The sequence below is a fragment of the Yersinia sp. 2545 StPb PI genome, from assembly GCF_052217125.1.
In the GTDB taxonomy this organism is placed as follows: Bacteria; Pseudomonadota; Gammaproteobacteria; order Enterobacterales; family Enterobacteriaceae; genus Yersinia; species Yersinia enterocolitica_E.
Window position 1 is genome coordinate 3,606,711 of the sequence record NZ_JAZGPY010000001.1, and the last position, 15,171, is coordinate 3,621,881.

Here is a 15,171-nt window from a genome sequence, read left to right on the forward strand (position 1 = left end):
TAATATCAGAGTAATCATGTGCCACCTCAGAAGTAGCTATAAAGTTAAAGGTTAAGCGCCCTTTCAGTATCCCACCCGTGATTCAATCTGTAGAAAAGCGTTTGCACACCAATGCCAAATACTTCCGCTGCCTCAGAGACGCACATATCTCCTTTTGGAGTGTGTATAATTCTGTTGTTTCGTCTGTTTCTTGATTGGTCTTTCATCGACAACCATCTGCAATTAGAAGGCTCGTAATTCCCATTAACATCTATTCTGTCGATAGTTTCTCCATTGCTTGGATCTCCCATATCGGAAATGAAGTTCTCAAACTTCAACCATCGGTCGCAAACTGTTACCCCTCGCCCCCCATAGCTGGCAAAATTTTCTGACTTTCTATTAGTGCATCTCTGCATCATCGCTGACCATGAGTTGTAGGCCTTGGATTTTGTCATTCCGTGAGTCTTGCTATTTTTGGAGGTGATTTCTTTTTGCAGGCAACCACAACTTAACGCCTTACCATGCCTAAGACTCACACCCAGAATCACCTTATTTTTCCCGCAATCACACTGGCAACGCCATAGTGATTTACCGCTGCCTGAGTGGCCGGAATACCCCTTAACAACTAATCTTCCGAATCTTTTTCCTTCCATTTCTATGAGCATTAATTTCTCCTAAAAAAATGACTGAAGTTGCTGAATAACATTCTGGTCAGTCGTGCGCCCGAACAGGTGTTTTATTGCGGCGTTTACCATTGCGTTGTAGCAGCGTTCGAACTCGTCAGGCTCCATGTTCGCGTAAGCCAAGCTCTTTGCCCTCACCTTCGTTTCGCCTTTGATGGTTGTCACGACGTCAAAAAATCCAGCCAGAATAGTCAGGTTCTTCCTGAATTCTTCTTTCTGGGTATATTCGTCTGTGAATTCATAACCGGCATTTTCCGCTGCCCAGTGAGCAAAGCAGAAGTTAAAGAAGGAGAACATTTTTCGATGGAAGGCAGGATTTCTAGTTAGCTTAATGTCGGCGGTGTACATCTCGCCGTTTTTGAACTTGGTTAACCTGGGTAAGTCATGATCGAACGCTGGAACAAAAACGCCACCGGCATTCTTGACCATATCGATTTGCATTGGTCACCTCTATTTTTCCTGATAGCCGCTTTCCTTGTCACAGCGATAGCACCAGCTTTTCCAGCAGACCTTCCCGCAGTGCTTGCATATTGGCAGCATTATTCACATCTCCGGTTGAACCGTAGTGCGCATTCTTCTCTGAATGGAACCATTAATTCTTCAGCAGAAAGATGATCTGTTTCTTCGGGAAGAATCTCAATGTTATTAGTGTTGAAATCAAAATCAGCGGCGCACTCGGGATTGGTACATTGAATGTGATGGCAAAGGTGATTATCTTCTGGGTCTACCTCATTTTCTCCGCACCACTTAACAGGTGATGAGCAGAATGGGCAGGGCTTAAGGTTAGTGGTCATAGTGGCTTCTCCGGCGCAGCGGCTAGCATTAAGCGATAGATTCGGTGGTACTTTTCCGCCGATAATCGACCGTCAATTATCCTTGCGGCATCAGTCATTTCTGTAGTTACTACGTTGGGAACCAGCTTCCAACCTTCCGGTATCTCCGGAGAGTTCAACTGTGGGGTGGTGTAGAGTTCAGTCACGGGCAATTCTGGACAGAACTTCGTAACGAAATCAGCCCTTTCTTTTTTCTCCGTCCAAATATCACCAACTGCACCACGCCATTTCCAAGCAACAGGCTCAGCCCTCTTTGCAGCTAACGCGATTCGGGCTAGTGAAAGCAGTAATCGAGGGCTTACAGGAAACTCATCGCTGGTTGGCGTGTTGTGAATTTCTTGCTGGCAGGAACTTATAATTTCTTCAATCTCTTCTACAGTAAAACTATCTAACTCTTTCATACTGTGTATCTCCATACTGAATTGCCGCGGCGTGAATAGTATTCGTCCAGACAGATGGCCGGCATTCCTTTAATTTCCTTTCTGATATCGGCGCAACTGAATTTTTGTTTGTGCTCATTCTCCAAGTGGTTTCGAATGCTCCACGTAGCCATTTGCACTGGGTATCCAGCACCTACATTATCGTCCTGCCATTCTTTGTATTTCTTGAAAACGTCAATTATTTGATTGGCTAGTTCACTCATTCACTCTCTCCCTTGATTCGAATACCGGCAGTGCGGAGGGCCTCAACTACTTCGTCATATTCCAAACCTTCGCCTGAAATACTTGGGACGAAATAACCATCACCATATCCAGATGCGTAGAGTGACTGTCGTTTCGGCAACTCCACCTCAATGCTTTCACGGCTGGCTTTCCAAGCTAGCCAAAATACCGTGTGATAATCATCAACATAGTTTTCGCCGCATCGTTCTAAGCGACCAGTAATGGATATGGATGGAAGTCTATTTGCCCACTTTTCAAAATCTTCCCGCGATTTAGTTATGTCCATCATGATTTCCTCGAATTAGCGCCAGTTGGCAGCCTGTTTAGGCTCATTTTCATTAGCAGCAAATTGTCTCGCAGCATCTTCCTGATCAATGTTAGTGAAGTGACCATTTCGCCAGCCCATGTAAAACGTATTTGGTTTGCCAGAGCGGTATTTGCCGATAATGATTTCTGCCAGCCCTTTCATGTTGCTGTTCTTGTTATAAACCTCGTCGCGATACGGGAAGATAAGAACGTCTGCATCTTTCTCGATAGAGCTTGATCCAGCGAGATCACTCATGTTCGGGCGCTTCTCCTGCCGGCCTTCCGCATTACGGTTAAGTTGCGCGAGGAGAATGACCGGGACTTTATTTCGAAGGCAGAATTGTTTCAGCTTGCGGGTCACTGCTGCAATGGATAGGTCATATCGATCAGCCTTTGGCAAATTCATCAGTTCAAGGTAATCAATCGCAAGGAAACTCAACCCTCCATCCATGTTCATTCGCTCAGCGTGCGCTATACATTCGTCAACGGTGAAAGACCCGTCGATGACATAGTTATTTTCGTTCAGCAGAGTGCCTGTCGCTGCTGTTAGCCGGGTGTATTGCTCCTGAATCATCCCTAGTGGATTGCGTAAAGCCCCAATTGCCAGCCCGGAACGATCTGCAACGTGACGCTCAACAACTTGCATATCGGACATTTCCATCGACACAATAAGGCCTCTCCCCTTCTGCCTGCCGATTGAGTTAGCAATGTTTATTGCCAATTCAGTCTTACCCATTCCGGGGCGTCCGGCGATGATGATCAGGTCAGTACGGTCAAAGCCGCCGTATTCTTCGTCCATCGGTTCAATGCCGGTTTTCAGATAGAGTCCAGACTCAGAACCTTGCATTCGCTTTTCCAGAACCTGCATGTAATCGTCCAGCATGTCACCCACTCTGCGGGGAACCTTGTCATTCGTCTCAAACTGCAAACGAGAAACAATTCCTGATACTTCCGCTATGCACTCGTTGATATTGTGAGATCCAGCGCTGCGCAGGATTTCTGCCGCTCTGAGGAATTCAGACTCACCCTTGCGTAGCATCCAACACTGACGAACGCGCTTGGCCCACGCCTTGATATTTGCCGCAGACTTGCAACGCGAGGAAACTGTAAGAACCATTCCCTTGGTTGAATCAGGAACCGCGTCCTGAATAGTAAACGGGTCGATTGGCTCACACTTGCTGAGTAGGGCAACGATCACCTTGTACATGCTGCGTAGGTGGAAATTTTCAAAAGCGTCAGCAGGAAGTTTGCCGGTGATTTCATGGCAGTCGATGTGATCGCCTTTGATAATCATCGAGCCAATCAACTGCTCTTCAAAGTCGTAACTGTCCATGTTAAGCCTCCTGACTAATAACTTGGTCGATGATCCTTTGGGTTAGAGCAGTATCTATCCCGTATTTCTTACCAGCCGGATTTTCACCCATCGCAAACGAGCTTGGCGTATAACCGAACTCTATGTATCCATTGATGAAGGTGTCCATGTCTCGCGGGATGCGCTTTGTTTCTTTGCAATGCTTAAGGTGGGATTCATACAGGCGTTTAAGCCCTTTCTCGGTAGTGGTGCTGATGCTTACTATGCGAGGCAAGCCGTGCTTATTTGCTTTTTGGTTCCATGTTTCTTTGAAACGCTCACGGTCGAATGTGAACTTTGACGATGCTGACTGTTTGGTTTTTGATTTATCCTTCTCAACCAAAGTCCCCTCTGGGGATTTAGGGGTAGTTTCTTTTTTATTTAAAGTATTTCTTTTGTGTGTATCCAAGTCGGTAACAGTTGGTGTTACCAAGTCGGTAACAGTTTTTGTATCCTTCTTGGTAACAATGTTACCTATTCGGGTGCTTACCGGAATTTTCCACTCAGAAATGTTTTTATTTGGCCCTATTTTTCGACCATCTGAAAGGATGACTTTCATCTCAATCAGTTCGTTTCTTGCAGTGCAGACCTTCTCTCTACTGATTCGACATAGAATTGCTAACTGGCTGTCGGCAATGCGATCCATCTTCTTTTTATAGCCATAAGTCTTGCGACATACAGCGTGCACCACCTTGGCTTGATTCTTCGTCAGATTAGCGCCTATAAGCTCCTCATAAAGTTCCATGGCCAGCATGATGAAGCCATCATTGGTATCTGCCACACGACACTCCACGACCTCCAGATGAGGCCTGATAGGTGAGACATTGCTGTTATAATCGATAGCGTTACTCATTGGCTTTCCCCTGCATAGCCTTAAGCTCCTTGAATTTCTCAACGCGCTTGTGACCGAATATTGGGTTGTCCACACAGACCATGACTAATTCGTCTGGCTTTGCAGAACGCTGCTGAGTAACATCGCTTCTATTGCTATTTCTTTGTTTCTTTCGCATAATTACTCCTGTTGTTTTGTCCAGTTAAAACGACATAGTTATTTGCTGTTCTGAAGCCTCGGTTACCGCCGGGGCTTTTTGCTTTTGCGGGTTAATCAACAACCGCATCATTCGAAGTGTCGTTGCTATCTCCCTTGCTTCATTCCCTGCTATTGCCAGAATGTTTTCAGGCTTCTCAATCTCGGCAAACTCCAGCAACCGGCAGAACTTGCTCAACATGCTGTCCTTGCCTGATATCCAGCGGCTTATCTGGCACCGGTCAACACCTACGTGCCTAGCGGCTTCCAGTTGGCCCTTGCTGCTGATGCCATTCATAACCTGTACTTCCAATTCAATTGCGTTAGTGCGTTTCTGTGCACGTTCCATTGCGTACTCTTCCCTTGTTAGATGTTGTTACGTGACAAAGCTGTGAGCTTGTCACTTTGGTAGCCCCAGACTTTCCGGGGTGAGGTCAGTAGTGTTAAAGAGCGGTAGTGCTTAACTTGCTTTCAGAAATTCAGCTAGGTCAGTTAGGTCTTGTCCCAACTCGTGCGGTTTAACTTTCCCGCCTGTCGCCTTGACGATTGCTTTTACATAACGAAAGTCGATGCCACCACCGTGTAGCCAGCGCCATACAGTTGGCTGTTTAACTCCGCAAAGATCTGCGAGTTTCTGCTGGCTCCCTGCGATTTTGACCGCTCGCTCAATAGCCTTATTGGTCATGATTATTCCTTTTAGTATTGTGTACATGGTGATAATAGCAATGCGTATAAGTTTATGCAATAGCGAAACGGATTTGACGAGCAATACGCTCGGCTATAGATTCACGAGTATGAAAACTACTCTTGCAGAACGCCTAAATATCGCGATGCAGTTGCGCGGAAATATGACTCAAGGTGCCTTAGCTAAGGCATCAGGAATTTCTCAGCCAACAATCTGGAGGCTAATCAGAGGAGAGGCCAAAGGAACTAAGAAATTAGTAGACATTGCGAACGCTTTAAACGTGAACGCGGAGTGGCTGGCGAATGGTGTTGGTGATATGGAAGGTAATAATCCCACGCCAAGAGTTGATAGGATTGATAGCAATAGCTACGTCCCTGTTTGGACGGTTGCTGGGCAGACTAATGATTCCGTAGTGGCTCCTGATGGGAAGGTAACTCCATCTTGGAGGGCTTATATCCTAGATAGAAATAGCGGATGTGGCGAGGCCCCTGCTGGCTCTATTGTTATTGTAGACACATCATTAAAGCCTGGTACCAATGATCTAGTTGTAGCCATAAATGGCGGGTCAGCATCTGTTTACCGGTTCCTTGATGGTGGTAGCAATGGATATCTATCGGTGGATGACTCACGCATCCCACTAGTTGATCTATCTCTGTCCGCAGAGCTGGTAGGTGTGGCAATTTTCATACTTCGTGACCTCAGAAGATAGTCATCAACACCCTGATCGTTCAGGGTGTACCCCTCATATTCCCCTGCATTTACCCTTCGTAATATGTGAATCATTATGCCCTCCATCGTATAAATCGAGGAGGCAACCATTCGTTACGCCCCTAAATACTGTTTATTCATACAGTGATTTTATACTTTATCCCAGCCACAAAAAAAATCAACACTATCCGTATTGTTAATTCCCATTCTGAGAAACCACCGACATTTCGCTTAGCTATAGATTTTTTCTAAATAAATACCAATTCAAAACATTAACTTATAGCAATAGCTATTGAATTATCCATAATACGTATTGCTATTAATAATACGCATTGCTATAGTCATCCCATCGAAACGAAACATCGATGCGGCAGACAGGAACTACTCGCCGCGCCAGTCAGGACGACAGGCTGCTCATTAACAAAGCGGGGAACGAAAGCAGAGATGCTAATCAATCCTCGTGACGGATTTCTCCCGGATAGTCTGGGAGACCAAAGAGAAGTTGGCTTTGGTGGGAGGTAGCTCAGTGTTAACCGGTAGTCGACCATTCGCGATGGTGGTGACGGTTGCAAGAGTTGGCGGAATATTTCTCTGAGTGCGCACGATGGGAGATAACAAGTTAGCCAAGCTTAGAGCGCCACGCTGAGAGCGTGGAGGTCACCCATAGAGGGTCTTCCCAACCAAAGCCAATCACCGGAGGTAATCATGGTAGCGATCACAATCAAACCAGCTAAAGAGAATTCAAAGACACGCAAATTTAAGCGTACAGGTGAATTCTTCGCGGCGAAGGATGCCAACCGAGTGCTGGCAAGCCGTATTGAAGCAGCGTTCACAAAGCTCTCTGAGGGCTGCACATCGAGGGTATACAAAGCAACGATGCCGGTACCGGTTCGCAGCAGTGAGCGACCAAGTGCGGACAATATATGCTTGCCAGAGGTAGCTAAGTTTGCAGCAGGCTTCCGTAAAAGTGAGAGCGTTACGGCGCGGTAGAATTAACTACCGCGATAAATTCAGCCTTTTGGTTTAGGCGGTTTTGGTGTTGGGCGAGGAATAGCGTGGTTAGGGGTTATATCTCTACGGGTCATCATCGATCCTTCGAGTGGTTCACCGGCGCGGATTATCTCCAGCAAACCATGCAATAAAACGCTTAGTCCGAGACAGGTGAGGGTCTTGATCTTCTGGGTATTCCTTTCTGATATTTGTCCTCACCAAGGATATGTCAGAGAGTATGAGCCATGGCTTAAGGTCGTTATCTTCCAGCTCAACAAGCTTATCTAGCAATTCATCATCAGAATAACGACTTTCAAGAGTTAGGATCTTTAAATATTCCCTACTCTGTCGCGACGAATGTTCTGATGATTTTGCATACTGATAAGTTATTTGTATCGCCGTTAAAACCGCCACTGCCAAACCATACCAAAAGACTCCACGGACTCCGGAAAAGACAGCAGAACCAAGAACGAGAAGAGCCAAGGAAATAAGTTTATCTATTCGCCACGTTAGCGTGCTGAATAGATGTTCAAAATTATATGAGTACTCAACTCTATAAAGCAGTTCTTCTCTGTCCATTTGTTTCCTAATTTTATTGTTTGCTGCCTGGCGGTTTTGGTGTTGCTGGCTTCGGCTGCGGTTTTGGTTGCATCCGTGGTGGCATGTGGTCTTGCGCCATAATGCGATTATCGTTCACGGTATAATTCCTTCTACTGTTGGGGTGATTGAATAATAACCGATTTTGCTGTTGGGGAATAGCAGAACCACCGCCGCCTGAGGTGGTTAAGACAGTTCAGGCATCTAACATAACGTTCGCAAAGAAGCCCACCACATAGTTAAGGGGTAAGAGATGAAAACAAAAACTATTACGCTTGATTGGAATATTGGAGAAAAGCACACCATCGAAATTCGTGATGGTTCTGTGCAGGTTTTTAACCACTACAGAGGGAAGTCTGTTGAACCAAAAGAATTTGATAAAGAGATAGCATCGAGAGACTTCACTGGCAGAGTAAATGCTGAGGAGATTTTCAAGGCAGCAGCGAGGAAGCGCTCTACTCAAAGTGCAAGTATTTTTATCGGTAATAGCTTGTGTTGGGGACAAGGAAACTTTGAATTACAGGGATGGAATTAGGTCACTTAGGTGGCCTTTTTTATTGGCGGGTAAATGAGGAATGAATGATGGCAGATTTTTCATCAACGAAAAAAGATTCGACTTTCGAAGAGTGGTACGAAGCGCTTACTGAATATGCTGATTTACGCGGTGAAAGTGTCGCAGATAAAGAAGCGTGGCGTGAAGATTATGATGCTGGGAAGGACCCCGTCGAGACTGGATGCGATGAATGGGGTGACGACGATTAGCCAGTGACCTTACCCCTGCCACTTAACCGGTGGCAGCAATAAGACCACTAGATTCTATAAGGAGCCTGACCATGGATAACAGGCGCAAATCTGGAGAGGTAATTATGTGACCGCTAATGAGTGACCTTACCACTGGCTCTTGTTTAGGGGCCTTTGGCAAGACCACTGAAACAAACAACGAGCTGCTTAATGCGGCTTTTTTTGTACCTAAAACACAAGGAAATGAGCATGGCAGACGAAAACACCGGCTTGGTGGTAATCGACATTAAGCCTGAATCCTACCCGACACTGTACGTCACGAACGGCCTTGATAAATACCTCAACCAGATCCGCCAGGCAGTTAATGAAGTTCCTGATGTGTCGACTGCAAAGGGCCGAGCACGGATAGCATCACTTGCCGCCAGCGCATCACGCAGTAAGACAGCTATCGAAAAGCCGGGTCGTGAGTATCTTCGCCACCTGAAAGAGCAACCGAAAATTATTGAGGCCGAACTTCGCCGCTTTGTCATTGAATGCGATGAAATTCGCGACGAAACGCGCCGACCACTGACTGAGTGGGAGGCTGAACAGGACCGGTTAAAGCAGGAAGCTGAAGCCAAGAAGAAAGCTGAGCAGTTGGCAGCTGAAATTGAAGTGGCCCATGAAATGGCCCTGCTAATGAATGATGCTTTCGACCGTGACGCCAAAGCGAAAGCTGATGAAATTGAACGCCTGCGTAAGGCCCATGAGGAATTCATTACTCAACAGGCAGCAGAAAAAGCGAAGCGGGAAACTGAAGAAAAAGCCAAGCGTGACATTGAAGCCGCAGAACAACGTGAACGTGATGCAAAACTAGCTCAGGAACGAGCTGAACAGGCTATCAAGGATAACGCCGCCAAAGCCGAGCGTGATGCCAAGGAATTGGCTGAGCGTGTTGAGCGCGAGAAGCAGGAAGCTATCGACGCCGAGAAACGTAAAGCACAGCAGGAAGCTGAGAGAGTTCAACGTGAAGCCAAGCAGAAAGAAGATGCTCGACTGGCAGAAGAGAAACGTGTTGCCGATGAAGCGGCTAAGCGCGCGGCTAATGAGAAGCATCGTAAGGCAGTTGGCACCGAAATCGTAGCCGCTCTTCTTGATCGCACTAGCATAACCCGCGAACAGGCAATCGAAGTCCTAATTGCACTGAAAGACGAAGAAATCCCCCACACCCGCATTAGCTACTAATCAATCCGGAGTTAACCCATGCAACAGCTAATTTGTGCAGGGTGGCCTTGCGTGGGCTGCTCTGATGAACCACCACGCAATCCACTTATAGAACTTCTGCTCTGGATTGCCAAAACATTGAACCAGCGAGGTGAGCCTTAATGGATATCGTAAAAGCACTTCAATTGCTCGCGGTTGATGCTCGCCGCGTTGGTAATAACGACCTGTGGCAAGTTGCCAATTGCTTATTTTATCGGGGGTTGAAATGAACGTATCTCAAATTATGGCTCTCGATAAAATCACAAAAGGATTTGATTCTCGCGATGAGAAAGCGCTGGAAGCGCGAACAGCCGAGCTGAATACCGAAATCAAGATTAAGCACATTGAGGCGCTGTTTAAACAGGTCGGCTTCTGTGACTTAAACCAAAAGGCGCTTCACCTAATGCTTAATAACTCTGACTTCCAAGAAATGGCATCTCAATTTTTATGGGACTCAATGCTTATTGCAGCGAAGTACGAGCGAGCAATGATGATTGACGGGCACGGGGAGGCGGCGTGATGAGTTTCAATATCGTTGAATTTGTACAGCAACAGGAGCCGCTATTCTCCAGTACGCTAACGGATCATGGTGTGATATGGGCCAAAGAAAGCCAATTCGCAATTCAGGCATTCCAGAAAAACGAAACTCTTTACAACACTGCCGTTGGCAACCCATCCAGTGCACAAAACGCCATCATTAACCTGGCAGCTATCGGAATAACTCTCAACCCTGCCAGCAAACTTGCGTATTTAGTTCCGCGTAAAGGCGTGGTTTGTCTCGATATAAGCTACATGGGGCTTTTACATCTTGCTCAATCAACTGGCTCCATTCTGTGGGGGCAGTGCAAGCTGGTTCACTCCAATGATGTGTATGAGTCTAATGGGCTAGATAGGGCACCATCCCATAAATACAACGCTTTTGGCGAAAGAGGGACGGTCGTTGGTGGCTACTGTACCGTCAAAACTCCGGGGGGCGACTATCTCACGGAGGAGATGAGCCTTGCAGAAATAAAGGCAACAGAAGCTACAAGTAACGCCAAGAATGGTCCATGGAAGAATTTTTGGGATGAGATGGCACGGAAGACCATCGTTAAGCGGGCTAGTAAGTATTGGCCTCGCGCCGAACGCCTTGATGCGGCTATCAACTATGTGAACACGGAGGGCGGAGAGGGAAACAACTTTGATAATGCAAAGTCGACTGAGCGAGATGTTACGCCAATAACGGCCGAGCAAAACGATAGAATTAACTCCATTCTTATCCAGGTTAATTCCACATTCGACAGTCTAAAAAAAGCATGCAAAACACTCACAGGACGTGAAGTTAATAACCAATCTGAACTGACTTACGAAGAAGCAGGGATGCTTATATCAAGCATGGAACGCCGGTTAGCCAATAGCAAGGAGGCCGCAAATGCTTAGCGACGCAATAGCATCACAGCGGCTTGGCCTTGACATTTCCGCTATCGAGCAAGGAAGCGACGAGTGGAAAATGTGCCGGTTAGCATGCATTACAGCTTCAAGAGTTGGCGATATTTTGACGGAACCAAAGTCAAAAAAGGACAAGGATGCAGGCGTTCTATCTGGCATGGCTGAAACATACATGATGGATTTGATTGCTGAAGTCTGTACGGGAAGGATCCCCGACGAAATACCCGCCCGCCCCCTACTTTGGGGGAAGAAACACGAAGAGGCTGCAAGGTTTCTTTTTGAGTTTGAAAATGATCTGACAACTACCCAGCCACCCATTTATTACAAGGATGAATCAATGCGTTGTGCATGCTCACCTGATGGCATGTGCAGCGATGGGCGAGGACTTGAGCTGAAGTCACCTTACACATCATCTCAGTACGTTAAGTTTCGCCTTGGCGGCATTGAGGCGGTAAAAAAGGAGTACATGGCTCAGGTTCAATACTCCATGTGGGTCGCAGGATGTGACCAGTGGTGGTTTAGCAATTATGACCCGCGCATGCGCCGCGAGAACATGCACTCAATCATTATCGACAAAGACAACGAATTCCAGGATGCATTTGAGTTGAAGTGTAACGGTCAACTAAAACCGGACACGGATTTAGGCACATTGCTGTAGTCGGCGTTCATATTCATCCGGCGATATATTTCCCAGCCGATAATGCCGCCTTTTCAGATTATAAAAACTGTCAATATAATCGATAACATCAGCGATACCCTGACTTCGGGTTTCATAACGACGATAGTTAACCCTCTCAGCTTTCAGGCTGCGGAAAAACCTTTCCGTAACAGCATTATCCAGGCAGTTACCTTTTCGGCTCATGCTACCTGTAACATCCAGCTCCTGCTGGCAGCATTGGAACTGCGCGCTGGTATATTGCGACCCTTGATCGCTATGGAACACCACAGACCCTGTGGGTCGTCGTTTATTGACCGCCAGCCTTAAGGCCCGGACAGTCAAGTCGCTGTCCGGTTTATCTGAGAAGGCCCAACTCACTATTTTTCTTGAACATAAGTCCATCACGATAGCCAGATATAACCAGCCCTGAGCGGTACGCAGATAGGTAATATCACCTGACCACCAGGTATTCAATGTCTCTGGATTAAACTGCCGGTTCAACAGATTAGCGGCCACGACAGCGGGTTTTCCACCGCGTGGATAGCGATGACGCCCGGGCCGTTTAGCTACCAGTAATAAGTTTTTCATTATCTGCCGAACGCGGTATCTGCCCACGTTAAAACCTTGTTCCCGTAACTCGATGCACATGCGCCGGCTGCCATATGTGGCATCCATTTCAGCGTGAACATGCTTAGCCGCCGCGTGCAACATCAGAACATCGGGCTTGATCATTAGCCGACGACTACGGGCATAAAATACGCTGCGCGTGAGCGATAAGCAGCGGCATACCTGTTGGATATTTGCACCGACCTTCTTCAGTTTCACCGCGACTTTTTGTCGTTGTTCATTTCCATGGCGAAGAAGGCCGAAGCCTTTTTTAACAGGTCATTGTCGCTCTGCAACTGCCGTACCTGCTTTTCAAGTTCTTGTATTCGCCGTTGTTCCGGTGTTATAGCACTGGCTATCGGTGTATTTCCGCGGATCTCTCCGCGATACTGCCTTAGCCAGCGTTGTAAGGTTGAAAGGCCAATATTCATTGTTTCAGCGGCCTGAGTCACCGGGTACTTATGTTGAAGAACCAGATTGATGCACTCTTGTTTAAACTCATGAGTAAATGATTTTTTTCGCATTCTCACCTCGTTAGTGTTGCTCATTATATCTCTAACAAAGTGTCCGGAATGATTAGACCACTACAAAGATACCCCAATTCATTAAGACCATGGATGAGGCTCTTGACGTTTTAGGCTTCAAATTTGGTGACCAGTGGGGGATTCAATGATGAAACCCTATGAACCATGGGAAGGATATGAAGAGCAGTTTATGAGAGAGGTTGCCGGATACATGCCCGGCGACCTGATAGCTGAAAAGCTTGAGCGCTCTCTTCAGTCGATTTATGCAAAAGCTTCATCGATGGGAATTGCACTAATATCCACCCGCCCAGCGCGACGCTGGACAGAAACGGAATTGCGGCTGCTCGGCAAGGATGCCGATGAGAAAGTAGCACACCTAACCGGCAGAACGCTTAAATCAGTGATATGTAAACGCGCTTCATTATCCATCCCAAAGGCAGCCTAATCCCCCACCCCATTACAGCAATCTGCTGAGGAAACAGTTATGTCTGAGATAAAGCAATACGACACCGAAGTAAGACTTGAGGCCGTGATGGGAACGAACCATTACGGTGTACATATTCATGCAATGACCGCGGAAGATTTACACAGCAAGTCAGATATTGCAGTAGAGCTTGCATGGCGTGATTTACGGATAGAGCAGCTGATAGCCCAACTGGAAGGGGCGCAGAAAGAGCGTGATGTATACGCTAACTTAGCTTCTGATGTCGGAGATATCATCACGCTTCTGCAAAATAATGAATGGGCTGAACATATAGGGAAAACTAATGTTGGTGGGCTACTTGAGTACCAAATTACACGACTGATGAACTCAATAGCAGACATAAATACTAAATTATTGGCAGCAGAAACAGCGTTATCAGCGGCAAACGAAATGGTTCCGGTGACTATTGATTCTGGCGTCATTCGTGACGCTAACAGATATCGCTTTCTGCGTGATGAAGATGCATGGGGTGAAGACAGCGACAGTTGGGATGTCGAGACAAGAACTGGCCTTATCAGTTCCGGAAATTTAATGGAATTGAGATTAGACCACTTTGATGCCGCGATTGGTGCACGCATGGCAGCGTCAGACATTCCGTTCCTTAATCCAGCTAATGCCTCGCAGAAGCCGGTTGTGTTGCCGAGAGTTGCCGCAATTCATGCTGAATTAACGGACGTAGCTCGTCATCGTACAAGCGTTGAAAACATACAGGATGTAGTTGAAGCAATCAAAGCAGCCGTTGGCAAGGTCGAGGGGGAGTAAGTGATGAGCAACTCACCTAAATACCTGCATGCACCCGAAATCACTGACGAAGTTATCGCTGAAGCATTCGAAGGTACCAATTTTGGGCGCACAGACTTTCGTCACTTCCTCGGACATAGCGTGCTTAAACGCGCTTGTGACTGGCACTGCGGCTACACCATCACAGTCATCATGGTGAATCTTAAGTTAATAACCCCAAAAACTCTAAAGGTGACAAAGTTAGGAAAGATGTTCATTACCGACTGTTACTACGACTCTGGTAAGCAGGTAGAGGGGAATGCAGATGCTGAGTGAAGAAGAAGTAGACCGCCAAGATTTTGAAACTTGGTACGCTAACATATGGCACCCGCTGAACATGAAGCGAAACAGGTTTGGTAACTACATCGCTACAGATCACACGATGGCATGGGAGGGGTGGCAAGCAAGAAATGCTGAACTGCTATCACTGCGTGAGCAACTTGCAGAGTTGAAAGCGTTGGAGCCGATTGGTAAAATTGTGTTGAGTGATTATGACTCTGACGGAACACGAACGGCGCGATTGGTTTGTCTGCATGACCAGTCTGATTGGGATAACTTTCAAGATGGTACACTATTATATCTAGAAGCCAAACCAGCGGAGGATAGTGAAATAGCCAAATTCATGGCTGGGGTGAAAAATAGCATGGTGAAGGAGGTTGCAGAGGTCATTCAGAAAGAAGCACTTCTAATCATGTTCGATGAAATTACTCCAGATACCGAAACGATTGCTATGCAGTATGAGTCGCTCGTAAAAAGAATAAATTGTCCGGAGGACTAATGCTAATCGGCTTTGTTCTTCTCACTACTTCCTGCTTTAACGATAGTTGCAACGCCATACCAGTCACAGAAGACATCTACCCCACTCAATCCGAATGTTTGAAAATATC

The 15,171-nt window shown here is 46.6% G+C and carries 26 protein-coding genes; 12 read left to right on the forward strand and 14 right to left on the reverse strand.

Going from position 1 to position 15,171, the window contains the following annotated elements; translation table 11 throughout:
- Window positions 1-44: 44 nt before the first annotated feature.
- From V1955_RS16895 to V1955_RS16945, 11 genes are all read right to left on the reverse strand, one after another.
- On the reverse strand, window positions 45-644 hold the full coding sequence (locus tag V1955_RS16895) for a hypothetical protein (protein WP_442821190.1): 600 nt from the start codon (window positions 642-644) through the stop codon (window positions 45-47).
- Between the two features lie 9 nt (window positions 645-653).
- Complete coding sequence (locus V1955_RS16900; RefSeq protein WP_442821191.1) at window positions 654-1,103, reverse strand: DUF1367 family protein; 450 nt, start codon at window positions 1,101-1,103, stop codon at window positions 654-656.
- 98 nt (window positions 1,104-1,201) lie between these two features.
- Entirely contained in the window at window positions 1,202-1,456 is a 255-nt protein-coding gene (locus V1955_RS16905) for a Lar family restriction alleviation protein (RefSeq protein ID WP_442821192.1), read from the reverse strand.
- Entirely contained in the window at window positions 1,453-1,896 is a 444-nt protein-coding gene (locus tag V1955_RS16910) for a hypothetical protein (RefSeq protein WP_442821193.1), read from the reverse strand. Before V1955_RS16910 ends, V1955_RS16905 begins: the two co-directional genes overlap by 4 nt.
- Window positions 1,893-2,138, reverse strand: a complete 246-nt coding sequence (locus V1955_RS16915) for a hypothetical protein (protein WP_442820996.1) — start codon at window positions 2,136-2,138, stop codon at window positions 1,893-1,895. Before V1955_RS16915 ends, V1955_RS16910 begins: the two co-directional genes overlap by 4 nt.
- The gene (locus tag V1955_RS16920) at window positions 2,135-2,446 is read right to left on the reverse strand and encodes a hypothetical protein (RefSeq protein ID WP_442820997.1); all 312 of its coding nucleotides are present in this window, start codon (window positions 2,444-2,446) and stop codon (window positions 2,135-2,137) included. The genes V1955_RS16915 and V1955_RS16920 overlap by 4 nt, the downstream gene beginning before the upstream one ends.
- A gap of 12 nt (window positions 2,447-2,458) precedes the next feature.
- A complete protein-coding gene (locus V1955_RS16925) occupies window positions 2,459-3,796 on the reverse strand; it encodes a replicative DNA helicase (protein ID WP_442820998.1) in 1,338 nt (445 codons plus the stop codon).
- 1 nt (window position 3,797) lies between these two features.
- Entirely contained in the window at window positions 3,798-4,595 is a 798-nt protein-coding gene (locus tag V1955_RS16930; protein WP_442820999.1) for a replication protein, read from the reverse strand.
- Window positions 4,596-4,659: 64 nt separating this feature from the next.
- The gene (locus tag V1955_RS16935; RefSeq protein WP_442821000.1) at window positions 4,660-4,824 is read right to left on the reverse strand and encodes a hypothetical protein; all 165 of its coding nucleotides are present in this window, start codon (window positions 4,822-4,824) and stop codon (window positions 4,660-4,662) included.
- Between the two features lie 24 nt (window positions 4,825-4,848).
- Window positions 4,849-5,190, reverse strand: a complete 342-nt coding sequence (locus V1955_RS16940; RefSeq protein ID WP_442821001.1) for a CII family transcriptional regulator — start codon at window positions 5,188-5,190, stop codon at window positions 4,849-4,851.
- 111 nt (window positions 5,191-5,301) lie between these two features.
- The gene (locus V1955_RS16945; RefSeq protein ID WP_011816499.1) at window positions 5,302-5,526 is read right to left on the reverse strand and encodes a helix-turn-helix domain-containing protein; all 225 of its coding nucleotides are present in this window, start codon (window positions 5,524-5,526) and stop codon (window positions 5,302-5,304) included.
- A gap of 109 nt (window positions 5,527-5,635) precedes the next feature.
- Between V1955_RS16945 and V1955_RS16950 the strand changes: the two genes are divergently transcribed.
- Together V1955_RS16950 and V1955_RS16955 are read left to right on the forward strand one after the other, a co-directional pair.
- Window positions 5,636-6,235, forward strand: coding sequence for a helix-turn-helix domain-containing protein (locus tag V1955_RS16950; RefSeq protein WP_442821194.1), 600 nt, complete (start codon window positions 5,636-5,638; stop codon window positions 6,233-6,235).
- A gap of 704 nt (window positions 6,236-6,939) precedes the next feature.
- Window positions 6,940-7,224: a transcriptional antitermination N peptide gene (locus V1955_RS16955; RefSeq protein ID WP_442821195.1), complete on the forward strand. Its 285-nt coding sequence runs from the start codon at window positions 6,940-6,942 to the stop codon at window positions 7,222-7,224.
- Window positions 7,225-7,338: 114 nt separating this feature from the next.
- On the opposite strand, the gene V1955_RS16960 is transcribed toward V1955_RS16955, so the two are convergent.
- Window positions 7,339-7,803, reverse strand: a complete 465-nt coding sequence (locus V1955_RS16960) for a hypothetical protein (RefSeq protein ID WP_442821006.1) — start codon at window positions 7,801-7,803, stop codon at window positions 7,339-7,341.
- A gap of 271 nt (window positions 7,804-8,074) precedes the next feature.
- Here V1955_RS16960 and V1955_RS16965 point away from each other — a divergent pair, with 271 nt between their 5' ends.
- From V1955_RS16965 to V1955_RS16990, 6 genes are all read left to right on the forward strand, one after another.
- The gene (locus tag V1955_RS16965) at window positions 8,075-8,356 is read left to right on the forward strand and encodes a hypothetical protein (RefSeq protein WP_442821196.1); all 282 of its coding nucleotides are present in this window, start codon (window positions 8,075-8,077) and stop codon (window positions 8,354-8,356) included.
- A gap of 44 nt (window positions 8,357-8,400) precedes the next feature.
- Complete coding sequence (locus V1955_RS16970; RefSeq protein WP_442821197.1) at window positions 8,401-8,583, forward strand: hypothetical protein; 183 nt, start codon at window positions 8,401-8,403, stop codon at window positions 8,581-8,583.
- A 228-nt stretch (window positions 8,584-8,811) separates the two neighbouring features.
- Window positions 8,812-9,786, forward strand: coding sequence for a hypothetical protein (locus V1955_RS16975; RefSeq protein WP_442821198.1), 975 nt, complete (start codon window positions 8,812-8,814; stop codon window positions 9,784-9,786).
- 244 nt (window positions 9,787-10,030) lie between these two features.
- The gene (locus V1955_RS16980; protein ID WP_442821199.1) at window positions 10,031-10,324 is read left to right on the forward strand and encodes a hypothetical protein; all 294 of its coding nucleotides are present in this window, start codon (window positions 10,031-10,033) and stop codon (window positions 10,322-10,324) included.
- The gene (locus V1955_RS16985) at window positions 10,324-11,223 is read left to right on the forward strand and encodes a recombinase RecT (RefSeq protein WP_442821200.1); all 900 of its coding nucleotides are present in this window, start codon (window positions 10,324-10,326) and stop codon (window positions 11,221-11,223) included. The genes V1955_RS16980 and V1955_RS16985 overlap by 1 nt, the downstream gene beginning before the upstream one ends.
- Window positions 11,216-11,890: a lambda exonuclease family protein gene (locus V1955_RS16990; RefSeq protein WP_442821201.1), complete on the forward strand. Its 675-nt coding sequence runs from the start codon at window positions 11,216-11,218 to the stop codon at window positions 11,888-11,890. Before V1955_RS16985 ends, V1955_RS16990 begins: the two co-directional genes overlap by 8 nt.
- Here the strand turns inward: V1955_RS16990 and V1955_RS16995 are convergent.
- Both V1955_RS16995 and V1955_RS17000 read right to left on the reverse strand, forming a co-directional pair.
- Window positions 11,873-12,715 (reverse strand): IS3 family transposase, encoded by an 843-nt coding sequence (locus V1955_RS16995; protein ID WP_342222724.1) that lies wholly within the window; start codon window positions 12,713-12,715, stop codon window positions 11,873-11,875. The two genes, V1955_RS16990 and V1955_RS16995, sit on opposite strands and share 18 nt — an antisense overlap.
- The gene (locus V1955_RS17000) at window positions 12,712-13,020 is read right to left on the reverse strand and encodes a transposase (protein WP_050136220.1); all 309 of its coding nucleotides are present in this window, start codon (window positions 13,018-13,020) and stop codon (window positions 12,712-12,714) included. Before V1955_RS17000 ends, V1955_RS16995 begins: the two co-directional genes overlap by 4 nt.
- Window positions 13,021-13,165: 145 nt before the next feature.
- On the opposite strand from V1955_RS17000, the gene V1955_RS17005 reads away from it, so the two are divergent.
- The 4 genes from V1955_RS17005 to V1955_RS17020 are packed head-to-tail and all read left to right on the forward strand — an operon-like array spanning window position 13,166 to window position 15,062.
- On the forward strand, window positions 13,166-13,465 hold the full coding sequence (locus V1955_RS17005; protein WP_442821202.1) for a hypothetical protein: 300 nt from the start codon (window positions 13,166-13,168) through the stop codon (window positions 13,463-13,465).
- 39 nt (window positions 13,466-13,504) lie between these two features.
- The gene (locus V1955_RS17010) at window positions 13,505-14,266 is read left to right on the forward strand and encodes a hypothetical protein (RefSeq protein ID WP_442821203.1); all 762 of its coding nucleotides are present in this window, start codon (window positions 13,505-13,507) and stop codon (window positions 14,264-14,266) included.
- A 3-nt stretch (window positions 14,267-14,269) separates the two neighbouring features.
- The gene (locus V1955_RS17015) at window positions 14,270-14,560 is read left to right on the forward strand and encodes a hypothetical protein (RefSeq protein WP_442821204.1); all 291 of its coding nucleotides are present in this window, start codon (window positions 14,270-14,272) and stop codon (window positions 14,558-14,560) included.
- The gene (locus V1955_RS17020; protein ID WP_442821015.1) at window positions 14,550-15,062 is read left to right on the forward strand and encodes a hypothetical protein; all 513 of its coding nucleotides are present in this window, start codon (window positions 14,550-14,552) and stop codon (window positions 15,060-15,062) included. Before V1955_RS17015 ends, V1955_RS17020 begins: the two co-directional genes overlap by 11 nt.
- Window positions 15,063-15,171: the final 109 nt, after the last annotated feature.